Source organism: Bacillus sp. mrc49 (assembly GCF_002803435.1).
The window spans coordinates 21,438-34,386 of sequence record NZ_PHNG01000788.1 but is presented as its reverse complement, the minus strand read 5'-3'; the positions used below and the strand labels follow the sequence as shown (position 1 = coordinate 34,386).

The 12,949-nt window shown below is 44.3% G+C and carries 12 protein-coding genes; 2 read left to right on the top strand and 10 right to left on the bottom strand.

Annotation, left to right across the window (positions count from 1 at the left end; translation table 11 throughout):
- Window positions 1-63: 63 nt before the first annotated feature.
- Both CVN76_RS25060 and CVN76_RS31505 read right to left on the bottom strand, forming a co-directional pair.
- Entirely contained in the window at window positions 64-2,805 is a 2,742-nt protein-coding gene (locus CVN76_RS25060) for a GTPase domain-containing protein (RefSeq protein WP_232732469.1), read from the bottom strand.
- Between the two features lie 433 nt (window positions 2,806-3,238).
- Complete coding sequence (locus tag CVN76_RS31505) at window positions 3,239-3,412, bottom strand: hypothetical protein (protein WP_164468807.1); 174 nt, start codon at window positions 3,410-3,412, stop codon at window positions 3,239-3,241.
- Window positions 3,413-3,667: 255 nt separating this feature from the next.
- Here CVN76_RS31505 and CVN76_RS25055 point away from each other — a divergent pair, with 255 nt between their 5' ends.
- A complete protein-coding gene (locus CVN76_RS25055) occupies window positions 3,668-4,600 on the top strand; it encodes an aldo/keto reductase (protein ID WP_100533480.1) in 933 nt (310 codons plus the stop codon).
- A 326-nt stretch (window positions 4,601-4,926) separates the two neighbouring features.
- On the opposite strand, the gene CVN76_RS25050 is transcribed toward CVN76_RS25055, so the two are convergent.
- On the bottom strand, window positions 4,927-5,154 hold the full coding sequence (locus CVN76_RS25050; RefSeq protein ID WP_100533479.1) for a hypothetical protein: 228 nt from the start codon (window positions 5,152-5,154) through the stop codon (window positions 4,927-4,929).
- A gap of 52 nt (window positions 5,155-5,206) precedes the next feature.
- Between CVN76_RS25050 and rluF the strand changes: the two genes are divergently transcribed.
- Window positions 5,207-5,914 carry a 23S rRNA pseudouridine(2604) synthase RluF gene (rluF, locus tag CVN76_RS25045; protein ID WP_100533478.1) on the top strand — a complete coding sequence of 236 codons (708 nt, stop codon included), beginning with the start codon at window positions 5,207-5,209 and terminating at the stop codon, window positions 5,912-5,914.
- A gap of 200 nt (window positions 5,915-6,114) precedes the next feature.
- Here the strand turns inward: rluF and CVN76_RS25040 are convergent, their stop codons facing one another.
- The 7 genes from CVN76_RS25040 to CVN76_RS25010 all read right to left on the bottom strand — a co-directional run bounded on the left by CVN76_RS25040 (window position 6,115) and on the right by CVN76_RS25010 (window position 12,906).
- Complete coding sequence (locus tag CVN76_RS25040) at window positions 6,115-7,083, bottom strand: sugar phosphate isomerase/epimerase family protein (protein ID WP_100533477.1); 969 nt, start codon at window positions 7,081-7,083, stop codon at window positions 6,115-6,117.
- A gap of 20 nt (window positions 7,084-7,103) precedes the next feature.
- Window positions 7,104-8,144, bottom strand: a complete 1,041-nt coding sequence (locus CVN76_RS25035; protein WP_061140583.1) for a Gfo/Idh/MocA family protein — start codon at window positions 8,142-8,144, stop codon at window positions 7,104-7,106.
- Between the two features lie 17 nt (window positions 8,145-8,161).
- Window positions 8,162-9,184, bottom strand: a complete 1,023-nt coding sequence (locus CVN76_RS25030; protein WP_061140582.1) for a Gfo/Idh/MocA family protein — start codon at window positions 9,182-9,184, stop codon at window positions 8,162-8,164.
- 18 nt (window positions 9,185-9,202) lie between these two features.
- A complete protein-coding gene (locus CVN76_RS25025; protein ID WP_100533476.1) occupies window positions 9,203-9,925 on the bottom strand; it encodes a ThuA domain-containing protein in 723 nt (240 codons plus the stop codon).
- 201 nt (window positions 9,926-10,126) lie between these two features.
- Window positions 10,127-11,170: a LacI family DNA-binding transcriptional regulator gene (locus CVN76_RS25020; protein WP_100533475.1), complete on the bottom strand. Its 1,044-nt coding sequence runs from the start codon at window positions 11,168-11,170 to the stop codon at window positions 10,127-10,129.
- 57 nt (window positions 11,171-11,227) lie between these two features.
- Entirely contained in the window at window positions 11,228-12,046 is an 819-nt protein-coding gene (locus CVN76_RS25015; RefSeq protein WP_100533474.1) for a carbohydrate ABC transporter permease, read from the bottom strand.
- Entirely contained in the window at window positions 12,046-12,906 is an 861-nt protein-coding gene (locus CVN76_RS25010) for a carbohydrate ABC transporter permease (RefSeq protein ID WP_061140578.1), read from the bottom strand. Before CVN76_RS25010 ends, CVN76_RS25015 begins: the two co-directional genes overlap by 1 nt.
- Between the last annotated feature and the right edge of the window lie 43 nt (window positions 12,907-12,949).

Sequence of the window (12,949 nt, the reverse complement as noted above, 5' to 3'; positions counted from 1 at the left end):
TTATAGGGATATAGTCGTAAAGTCAATAGATTTTTGAATATTTGAAATGTTCGTCATGACTATTTATTTTCTTTGCAGTTGGGCTAGACGCTTTTTCTCGATTTTTTCCAGTCTCTCCAGCTGGCGCAATTTGACTTCGAACAGAGTGATAGGGTCACGGTAAACTTCCGGGTTTTCCTTCATATGCTCCAAGGCGGCCTGGTAGTCTTTAATTTCCGTCTGCGTTTGTTCTATCGTTTTTTGCAGTAAGGCAAATGAGCTGCGATAGAAAAGTGAGATGTCCCGATCCAAGGATTTTTCAAACAATCCGAATTGGGTCAGGAAGCGATCCGTTATCATCTCCGCTACATCCTGGTAATCTTCGCCTTCCAAGTATTTCTTATAACGATTGTACATATTGGCTTTATTTTGCGGAATCGCCCCAAATAGTTTTCCTGCTCCTTTGAGCAGCAGCTGCGATGGCGTCCTGCGCAATAAGATATTGACGTTTTCGATCCGGATGCTGCTTGTCATCCGGTCCGCATCACGGCGCCAGTCATCCAATACCCTGAAGTCCCCGGCAAGCATGATCCGTTCTTCCTTGTATAGTTCATTGAATCCTGAACTCATCTCATCCATAAACTGCTGGCTTTGTGAGAATTCCATTTGGGAGCTGGCAATCCAGTCTTGCAGCGAACGGTAATATTGCGGCATGATTTTATCGGAAATGAAAGCTTGGATCCGATCATTCATTTCCTGATTCAACTCGATATGGACCTGACTGAAATCACTGCTTTCCGTTAACGATTTAGAGCAATCCCTCAGTAATTCGGGGATGTTGGAAGAAAGCTGATTTTTCACTTCATCTTTAATCAAACGGTACGCCCTTATGATATTTTCACTTTTTTCTTTTTCCAAATCTGCCAGCTGGTTGACAGCGCCATTCAGCTTGACCTCCATCTGTTCATTCCAAGAGATGGAATGCTCACATTTCCGCTCGTTGGCGGCCCGTTTTTCTAACAAATAAGATAAAGTTTTGCGAATGAACGCAAGGATTTTTTCAGATCTTCTCTCCATCCAATTGCCATCTTGATAATTTGATTGAAGGAAAGCCGAAAGGTCCTTCAGCTGCTGCTTGCTATCATAAAGCTTGGAGAAGGCGAAAACTTTCGCATTCGGGAAATATGCATTCACTTTATCCCAAGTTTCGTCTTCCATCCGTACTGCCACTTGATCGCTGTAAATCGTATCCATCTTATTCAACAAGAAGTGTATCGGCAGCTTCGGAGCCAGCTTTTGAATCTCCAATAACAGATCCCGTTCGCTTCCGGTGAAAGGAGCCCGTGCGTCAAGGACGAACAATAGGCCATCACTGCCATGCAAATAGCCTTGGAAATCAGATTCGACGCTTTTTTCCCCATTGAATCCAGGGGTATCCAACAGCCTCAGGCGATTATTCTTCAGGTAGTCACTAATAAGCGTAACATCGACAATAGTCCCCCGCTGACGGCGCGTTTCATCCAATTCCGTTAATTCCATCACAGCCTTGCGCTCTGTGTCCGTGATTTCGAGGATTTCCAAATCATCTCCATCTTTAACACTGACCAGGGACGAATGATCTTCGGCAGCAATGCTCTCGCCGACAATCGACTGAATGAAGGAAGTCTTGCCATTGCCTGCACTCCCAACTAGCAACAGATTGAAATTGGCGGTATCTTTAAGCCCCTCGACCATCCACTTCAGCTTGTTGCCGACCCTTAAATCATTCTCTTCAGCCCACTGGATAATGGAATTGAAGAGTTTTTCACCAGCTTCTAGCCCGCCTCCCAATTTAGGGGACTTCGCCAACAGACTTTCTGCATCCTGAATGACCAGTGCATTGATCGTATCAGGGAATATTTCATTCCAGGACAACGCAGAGGCTGCTGCAAATAACGAGAGCTCCCCATCTGCAATTTTCAGCCAGTTTTCCAGGAGCCTTGGCACGACAGGACTCAGCTCCTTGATCAAATGAGTTCCTTCCAGCAGACTTGCATAGGCATCCCGGTAAAGGACGGTAAGCTCTTCCCAGACGTCTCCTTGATTTAATTCAATCATCTCTATCAAGTTATTGATCACTTTGAGCCATTCGAAATACGAATCGGTATATTTATAATTTTTCCAAAGGGCAACCGTCATTTTTTCGAAACGATTCTGGTCGAGCGCATATAGCGAACCTAAGACATTTGAAAAATAATCCGGAGCCATCGATTGAGCGACTCCCTGCTGGATATATGTTTTCAGCACATCGAACCAGCTCATTGATTCCGTACGGATACTTTCGTCCGACGCTAGGACCACTGCGCTGTTCCAATCCTTTTGTTCTTCAAAAAAGGCGCGTGCAATTTCCGTGACATTCGGGTAATCCGGTTGAAACTCAACGGCTTCCTTCACGACTTTGGACGCCAGGTCATTTCTTGATTCCACTATGTAAAGGGAAAACAATTGCAAAAGAACCTCCGTTTTCAACACCGCTTCATCGGTAACCACGGATTTATAGATATCTTCTGCCGTTGAATACATTTCCAGTTCAAAATAGGCGTCAGCGATATTTTTCTTCGCCCACGATCCAAGCTCGCCTTCAATGTTTTCCCATTTGAAAATGGCCGCTTCATAGTCATGGTGCTGAAAGTATACTTCCCCTTGTGCATATCGAATTGCGGTCAAATCCGCTCTTTCCTTTTTTTGTTCCACGAGAAACAATTCACCCAAAGCTTGAATTGGATGCTTCGTTGCATCCTCAATCATCGTTTCATAATATTTTTTTTCGATTAGACGTTCGTCCATCTTTATTCCCCCGATATATTTCATATTTTCAATTAAAGGATGTTCACTGATTTGCTAGAGCCTTCCTGAAGCTTTCCGAGCAAAGAGCTCCATACGTTCCTTTAGTTAAGAAAATTATTGTTAAAACCTTAAAATGTTATTTTAACAAAACAATATGGTAACAAGATGTCACCACTCTTACAATTTTAAAACAGAAGTGAATGGATTTGTAATGATTTTAATAAACCGTTACAGAGAAGTCATTTCCATATTCGAGAAAATATGTTTCCTTTTGCCCTTATCCATGCCCCACTGTTACAGCAGGCCCTTTAACCATTAAAAAACGAATAATAATTCCCAATTGAAAAATATAAAAAAGCAGCACCTTTTCATCATGAAAGGTCACTGCTCTTTGATAAGCTCCGAACAGTCGTTGTCCCTTGACGAATTAGGATTATACCCCTGTACGCTTACGTTGGTTATTCGGCTTTTTAGTCAACTGGCTTTTGAGCTGTTTCGTTTTCTTCACTACGCCGGTTTCCAGTTTATCTTTACTTGAACCTGCTTGCTTTTGAGCCAGTTTTTGTTTGACCGCATCCGCCAGGCTTAACTTTTTATTTTCAGACATACTGTTATCTCCTTTAGTGTTCTGCCTTCTATTATAATATAGTTGCGGTTAGAAAGATAATAGGGAGTTATTCCGGTTCTTTTATCCCTGAATATAGGAAGTTTCGCCAAATGCAGACTAATTTCCTGCCCCTTTATGGCGAAATATGAGGCGGCGAACGTTTTTATCGTTTATTTTCTTCGAGACCATATTGCTTTATTTTGGAAATAACCACCACCTTTTTGTTATGATGAGGGAAAGGAGATGATAAGCAGTATGTCTAAGCAAACCCGTATTGGCAAAACAGAATTGTACGTTAATCCGATTGGCCTTGGCACGAATGCCATTGGCGGACATAACCTTTTCCCCAATTTAAGCGAGGATACCGGAAAAGATGTCTTAAGAACGGCGCTTGAAAAGGGGATTAACTTTTGGGACACAGCCTTCATTTACGGTCCTGAGCGATCAGAGGAACTTATCGGAGAAATTCTTAAAGAGACGGGCAAACGTGAAAATGTAGTCCTTGCCACTAAAGGAGCCCACAAATTCGTCGATGGCAAAGTCGTGCTTGATAATTCACCCGCTTTCCTGAAAAGCGCGGTGGAATCAAGCTTGAAAAGGCTTCAAACCGATTACATCGATTTATTCTACATCCATTTCCCTGATGAAGGAACACCGAAGGATGAAGCGGTAGGTGCCTTGAAGGAATTGAGGGATGCCGGGAAAATCAAGGCAATCGGCGTTTCCAATTTTACGTTCGAGCAATTAAAAGAAGCGAATAAAGACGGCTATGTCGATGTCCTCCAATCCGAATATAACTTATTCAAACGCGAGGCGGAACTGGACTTGCTGCCATATACTGCTGAAAACAATATCTCTTTCATTCCCTATTTCCCCCTTGCTTCTGGGCTGCTTGGCGGTAAATATAATCAAGAATCCAAATTCGAGGATGGACGCGCACAAAGCCCACTCTTTCAAGGTCAGGAATTTGTCAGCAACCTGCAAAAAGTTGAAGAAGTCCGTGCCATTGCCAGCAGGAAGAATGCTGATGTCGCAGATGTGGTACTCGCTTGGTATTTAACCAGGCATTCAATCGATGTACTCATTCCCGGAGCAAAAAAACCGGAACAGGTCACACGCAACTTAAAGGCTTTGGATGTCGAGCTGACCATGGATGAAATTGCCGAAATCAGCGCCATCTTCGCATGATCTGCTTTTTAACAGATAAGGATAGGCTGTTCAGCTCAAGCTGAGCAGCTTTTTCCTGAAGATTAAACGATTTAAAGGAAGGCTGATGAAGACAGCTACCACTACCTTATATCTTATCCAGGCCATTTTATTTTTTGGCGGGCAATTACATTTCCTTATGCGGCGTTTCATTGGAGGCATATCGTGGAGATCTTCCAGTTGAATGATAACCTTCTGTTCGGCAGAAAACTAAAAAACATCCCGATCATTTCAGCCATTGAAGGTCTCTTTTATCTCGGGATTTCCCCATCTGTAGGCTCATTCATATTTTGGAATATAACGCTTCGTCACATCAAGGCCTGGCTGAAGTCCTGCTCAATCCGATCGCCGTCCTTGCCTCCATTCTTAGCCTTCTTATAGCAGGTCAATCGGGCTCCACCTTCCAGATCCTTGGCGGTCTTCTCTTCTTCATCGGTGTCCATTTGACAAGCCAAAAGAAAGCGTCCTATCGGCCTGCCACGACAACCATGTAATAAATATCCGGAAATTCTCATCAAACCTTGTCTAGCTAGCATGATATACGTTATCCTTTAAAGAAGAAAATTCGAATGAAAAGGTGTGCTTTAGTTGAGGATCAATAAATATATAAGTGAATCAGGAATTACCTCGAGACGAGGCGCTGATAAATGGATTGCAGAAGGACGTGTTACGATTAACGGAGCCATAGCTGAACTTGGCAGTCAAGCCCAATCGGGTGATGATGTTCGTGTAGACGGCAATTCGATAAAAGTGGAACAACAAAATGTCTACATTGCCCTGAATAAGCCGATCGGGATTACTAGTACGACGGAAAAACATATTAAAGGAAACATTGTTGACTTTGTCAATCATCCGCTCCGCATTTTCCATATCGGCCGGCTCGACAAAGACTCAAGCGGCCTGATCCTGCTTACGAATGACGGAGATATCGTAAATGAAATCCTTCGTGCTGAGAACAAACATGAAAAAGAATACATCGTAACCGTGGATAAGCCGCTAACCGCTTCATTCATTAAAGAAATGTCAGCCGGCGTAGAGATTTTGGATACGAAAACACTTCCCTGTAAAGTTAAGCAATTGACCAAATACACATTCAACATCACCTTGATGCAAGGACTGAACAGACAAATCCGCCGCATGTGCTCAGCTTTAGGCTATGAAGTCCGTGATTTGCACCGAATCCGAATCATGAACATCCATTTAGACGGCCTGGCGCTCGGACAATGGCGTGACCTGACCGAGGATGAACTGAAGGAATTATTTACGGAATTGAACTACACGCCTAGGCAAAAATGAACAGAAGAGATGCCCCCAAAAATGGGGCATCTTTTATTTTTAGTGAGATTAACGTATTTCTTGGGAGCTTGGTGCTTTACTCGCCAATTTGGCCTGTTTACTCGCGAATTTGGTCTTGGCGCAATTTGTGAATTCGAGCATTTGCCTGATTCAGACATAAATAAAAAGCAACCTGCTTTAGGCTGCTTGATATGGTTTGTTCATACCCACCATAATTCTGTGGGACTTTCATTGATGAGGACCGTTTTCAGATTGGTTACCGCTCGCTGGAACCCTTCTTCGACTGACATCAGCGGATCTTCGTGTTCGATGCTGACGACATAGTCGTATCCGTATGTACGGAGGGCGCTCATGATATCGGACCATTCTTGTAGGCTGTGTCCGCACCCTACCGAGCGGAAGTTCCAGGCACGGCTTTGGACATTCCCGTATGGCTGCATGTCGGTTAGTCCATACATATTGATGTTATCCTGATCCAGGTATGTGTCTTTCGCATGGAAATGGTAAATGGCTCCCGCTTTGCCGAGAATCTTGATGGCGCCGACCGGCTCGATGCCCTGCCACCACAGATGGCTTGGGTCCAGGTTAGCGCCAATGGCTTCAGATGTAGCTTCGCGCAGCTTTAGCAGGGTATAGGGTGTGTGAACGAGAAATCCCCCATGCAGCTCAAGCCCGATCTTTATATGATGTTCATCGGCAATGGCAGCAACTCTTTTCCAATAGGGAATCAATTTTTCTTCCCACTGCCATTTCAGCACTTCTGAATACTCATTCGGCCACGGTGCGACAGGCCAGTTTGGATGTTTTGCCCCTTCATGATCACCCGCAGTACCTGAAAAGGTATTGACGACAGGGACCTTGAGCAGGGATGCCAGCTTGATCGTTTTGATCAGTGTTTCGTCACTTTCTTTAGCGAATGCTTCGTCCGGTGAGATTGGATTGCCGTGGCAGCTGAACGCACTGATTGACAATCCTCTTGATTGTACGGATTCCAAGTATTTTTGGCGTTTTTCCTCACTTTCAAGAAGTTCATCGAGGGGACAGTGGATATTGCCTGGATACCCGCCTGTACCGATTTCGACTGTTTTTAAACCGGAATCCGCCACATAATCAAGCATATCCTCGAATGATTTTTGAGCAAATAATACTGTAAAGATTCCTAATTTCACAAGCTCCACCTCACCTTTTTTTAATTTATGCTCATGACCTTCCCACTTGCCGAGCTTTGATAAATGGCTTCGATTATTTTCGAAACTTTCATGGCTTCCTCTGGTTTTACCAATGGTTCCACCAATCCTAAGCAGCTATTGATAAAGTTCTCCGCCTGTTGAAGATCCGGTGTATCCTCCCCTGGCATCCATACGGCCTCACTGTTTAAAAGCATGCCGTGCTTAGCCTGATTCAGGACTAACGGGAATACATCCAGTCCGCCCTGCGTTCCGGATAGGCTCAAAACCGTGGCTTCCTCACGAATATTCGCGGCCCAAGAGGTTTCGAACAATAGGGACGCCCCATTGGCAAATTTGATATAAGCTGTGGCATGGTCATCCACTTCAAATACCGAGGCATCGAAATTCCCCCATAGATTGACCTGATCGACTCCCTTACTGACATAATTATATGTCGACCCTACGATTTCAATCGGTTCCGGGTCATCCATGAGCCATAAGGCCAAATCAAGCAAATGGCAGCCGTAATCGATCACGCTTCCCCCGCCTTGCAATTCCTTGCTTGTAAATACTCCCCAGCCAGGGACTTTGCGCCGCCTGATTGCCTGTACACGTGCAACATAAGGCTCACCGATTTCACCTGCCTGAATCATTTTCTTGGCAGCCTGCGCTTCCTTCATGAAACGGTAATGATATGCGGTCGACAGCACTTTACCCGATAGATTGGCAGCCTCGGTTATTGCCTTGCATTCCTCGGTCGTAATGGCCATCGGCTTTTCACAGAGTACATGTACGCCAGCTTGCAGGGCGGCAATGGAGATCTCCGCATGAAATTTGTTTGGTGTCGCAATCGTGACAGCATCCACTTCTGCAAACATTTCTTCGTAGTTGGTGAAAACCTTCTCGATATGAAATTCCCTTGCCACATCTCTTGCCTTCGACTCGTCTATATCATGAATGGCGTATAAAACTACTTTGTCTTGAAATTTTTGAAAGGCTGGGATATGTCTTTTTTGAGCAATTCCGCCAGCACCGATAATACCCATTTTCAATTTGTACATGATGATCGTTAACCCCTTTATAAGCGGATGATTTTTCGGGTTGCATTTGATTCCATCGCGCCAAGAATGACTTTTAAAGATTTTAACCCTTCCACTCCTGAGACTAGGGGCTCCTCATTGTCCGCCACGCATTTTACAAAGTGGCTGATCACTTCCGAGTCATGCTGTCCTTCGGAGTCATTCGTTTGGATACTCCCTAATTGGATGGTATCCGTTTTTCCATTATCATGATGGATGATCAGTGAATATGTTGGATCGTCTTCAAGGCGCAATACGGCTTTCTCCGCATAAATGACCGTCGCATTGTCTTCCTTCGCATACGACCAGCTGGCGGTAAGGGTACCGATGATACCGCTCGCAGTCCTTAGAATACAAGCCGCACTGTCATCGACGTCCGTATTTTTCTTGGCAGTCGTTTCTACAAACGCCCCCACCTCAACAAATTCTTCTCCAAGGATATACCTTAATAAATCAGCTTTATGAACACCTAAATCTCCCATCGCACCAATGACTGCCTGATCTTTTTTAAAAAACCAGCTTTCTCGTCCGTCCACGCTCCATGTTTCTGGCCCGGAATGTCCAAAAGCCGTCCGGAAGCTATAGACCTTTCCAACCTCACCACTTTCGATAAGCTGTTTTGCTCGTTGGTGTGAGGGAACGAATCGCTGATTATGACCAATCATCAAGATTTTTCCGTTTCTCGCTGCGGCCTCATTCATTTTTTCCGCGTCATCCAAAGAAGTGGCCATTGGTTTTTCACAAAGGACATGCTTCCCTGCCTCCAATGCCGCAATGGTAATGCGTGCATGCAGGTAGTTCGGTGTACATACACTGATCGCTTCAATCTCCTCATTCTTCAAAAGTTCTATATAATCAGTATATGCTCGCGCGCCATACCTTTGTGCTGCTGCATTCGCCCTGTCTGGCACAATATCGCAAACGGCCATGATCTCTGTTTGCAAATTTGCTTCATACTCGGGAAAATGCCTATTTTTCGCAATGCTCCCGCATCCAATGACTCCTACCTTCAATTTGCCCATTACGCTCTCTCCTTCACTTCACTCTTTGCCTGAGATGGATTCCAACGGTTCGGATCTGCCATAATTCGTCACCATGCCAAACTCTGGCTTGACCCATTTGACGGCATTCTTGATGACGCGTTGTATCTGCGGATTATGGTAAGTCGGATATGATTCATGACCTGGCCGGAAATAAAAAATCCTCCCTTTTCCACGTTGATACGTGCAGCCGCTCCTGAAAATTTCCCCACCTTCAAACCAACTGACGAATAATAATTGATCTGGTGCAGGAATATCGAAGTGCTCCCCGTACATCTCTTCCTTCTCAAGCTCTATATATTCTCCGATTCCTTCAACGATCGGGTGGCTGGGATCGATTACCCAAAGTCTTTCCTTCTCGTCGGCCACACGCCATTTCAAATCGCAAGTCGTACCCATCAATGTTTTGAAGATTTTCGAAAAATGACCAGAATGGAGGACGATGAGGCCCATTCCCTCGAGTACCCGCTTGTGGACCTTTGCAACGATTTCATCCCGCACTTCATCATGTGCAACATGCCCCCACCAAAGAAGTACATCGGTTTGTTCCAGTACTTCTTCCGTTAGCCCATGCTCTGCTTCATCAAGGGTGGCGGTCCTTACCTCAACCTGTTCACTTTGTAAAAAACCGGCTATCGCCCCATGAATTCCCTCAGGATATACTTCGGCCACTTCAGGCTTTGACTTCTCATGGCGAAATTCATTCCATACCAGGACCCTCATGAACAATCCCTCCCTGCCTCGTTTGTTAATCTATACCTCAATTTCGTTAACGCAAACGTTTGCGTTTCCCTTGACCGAAGCACATTCCAATATTTGAACACACGCATTAAACGAAATAGTATGAATTATTAAAAATGTTTGTGATAATCTTTATTGTAAATTTAAGTGAACAAAAATCAAGCTTTAATTGGGAAAACATTTCTACATTTTTCTTTTAATTTCCTTTTCGATAGCAAAATGCGACTCACGCTTGATGATTTTGGTAGGAATCCTTATATTTTTTTCCATCATTTCGGGGTTTGCAATTAAATCGAATACGCATTTGGCTGCCTCGTATCCTAACTGATACGTATGGATATCAACCGTTGTCAGCGGCGTACTTAAGAATTCGATGAATTCGGAATGATTGAAACAGACGACACTGACCTGCTGGGGCACTTTCACATTCCTTTCAGCCAACAAACCGAGCAAAAGAACGGCCAACAAAAGATCCGTAACCAAAAAAGCGGTCGGTGCTTCTTTCAATCCAAGCAAATCGTCTATTGCCTTTATTCCATCGATCCGATTCAAAGGAATCAATTTGATATATTCCTGAGGTACATCTAACCCTGCCTGTTCCACCGCTTGCTGAAATCCCATCAAGCGGTCGGAGATCACCTCAAACTCAGGGCTTCCTCCTAAAAAGGCGATTCGCTGATGTCCAAGACCGATCACGAACTCAGTTACCTCCGTCGCTGCTTGAACATTGTCGTTATCTATGAAGGTGATGCCGGTCATGTTCGTACTTGGCTTTCCTATCAATACAAACGGAAACCCCTGTTTCAGCAGATACGGGACCACCTTGTCATCCTTCTTTGAGTATAAAACAATCATGCCATCCACTCTTCTGCCTTGGACCATCTTCACGACATCCTCAAAGATGGCATCCTCCGTTTCACCGGTTGTCAAGGAAAGACTGAAACCCTCTTTATTGCAGAAGTCCCCGATCCCACGGATCACCTCTGGAAAAAAAGGATTATAAAGTGATTCCTTCGCTGAGCTTTTCATGACGATGCCAATGGCCTTGGTAGACTTCGTGACCAAGTTCCTGGCGTTTTCATTCATATGATAGCCCATTTCCTTTAATACCTTGCGTACCTTACGCTTAGTCTTCTCACTGATTGCCGGGCTGTTATGGATTACACGCGATACTGTAGATGGAGCGACATTCGCTTTTTTGGCGACGTCCTTTATTGTTACAGACATCTTCATCACCACTCCCCGTCCACCGCATATGGTTTAATATTCCCTATATTTGAATAGTTATTTAACGGCTCCATCTGCAATCCCTTTAATGATTTGCCTTTGAGCGAAAAAGTACGCGATGATCACTGGAATGATCGATAAAGTGAGTCCAGCCAAGGCAAGATGCCATTGCTTCGTATATTGTCCGAAAAAGAAAAACAATTTGAGTGGGATGGTCTCAGAGCCTGCGCCGCCTATTACAAGGGACGGCAGCAAGTAGTCGTTCCATATCCAAATGACATTTAAGATCCCAACGGTAATCGACATTGGCTTCAAGAGTGGAAAAATGATATGCCAAAATACTTGAAAACGGTTTGCACCATCTATTTTTGCCGCTTCATCCAGCGAGATCGGAATTCCCTTCAAGGTACCATGATAGAGGAAAATGGAAAGGCTGCAGCCGAATCCCAAATACATGAAAATCAAACCGCCCTTGTTCAGCATCCCAAACTGACCGAATTGGGCAACTAGCGGTATCATTACGGATTGAAAAGGAATCAGCATCGCTGCTACAAACACGAAGAAAAGCAAGGAGCTTATTTTACTTTTGTTTCGCGAAAGTGCATATGCTGCCATCGCCGAAAAGATGATGATGATGGCGACACTCACACCAGATATCAACAAAGAATTGAATAAAGTCCGGAGAAAATCCAGCTGCTCGAAAGCTTGAACGAAGTTTTCGATCGTCCAGGCTGACGGCAGACCAAGGGTATCGGCAAATATATCACGCTTCATTTTAAATGCGTTGACAATCATTAAATAAAACGGAGTGAGCCATACTATCGCCAAAATGAAGCCAATGATTCCAAGCAGCCACAATTTCCATTTTTCCTTCATTACAGCTCAACCTCCCTTTTCTTATTGATATACACTTGTGTCAACGAAACGACTGCCACTATCACGAAAAAGATAACCGCTTTTGCCTGTGCATAGGCCATGTCATTTTCCGTGAAGGCCGATTTCACGATATTCATCGCGACCATTTCGGTTGAGTTATAAGGAGCACCGTTCGTCAAAGAAAGATTTTGATCATAAATCTTGAAAGAATGGGACAGCGTCAAAAACAGGCTGACGGTAAAAGCAGGCGCCACAAGCGGAAAGGTAATATGGCGGAAGCGCTGGAAGCTGTTGGCCCCATCGATCTTTGCCGCCTCGATCAAGTCTTCAGGAACAGCCTGCAAATAGGCGATATAGATGATCATGATATATCCGGCCATTTGCCAAGCCGTTAATATGATCAAGCCCCAAAACCCGGTTTCTGTCGTTGAAAGCCAGCCATTAAATGCTTCGATGCCTGTTAGATCACCGATTGCACCGAAGACTTTAATGAATATGAACTGCCAAATAAAACCGAGGATCAAGCCGCCGATCAGATTGGGCATAAAGAAAACTGTCCGGAGGATGTTGCTTGATTTGATTTTGGATGTCACGATTAGAGCCAAACTTAATCCAATGATATTGATCACCACGATTGCGGCTACGGAAAATTTAATGGTGAACCAAAATGTATCCAGAAATCCTCTATCGGTGAACAAATCCAGATAATTCTTGAGCCCGATGAAGTCCGGGGTTCCAAGACCGTTCCAATTCGTAAAGGAATAATAAAAACCATAGATAAGCGGCACGATCACCACCAAAATTAGTGCAGCAAGAACAGGTGTCAAAAACAGCCAATATGCGGCATCCCGATTTCTCAACGAAACCGACCTCCTTTTGAAAAAATAATGTAGTAGAAAAAGG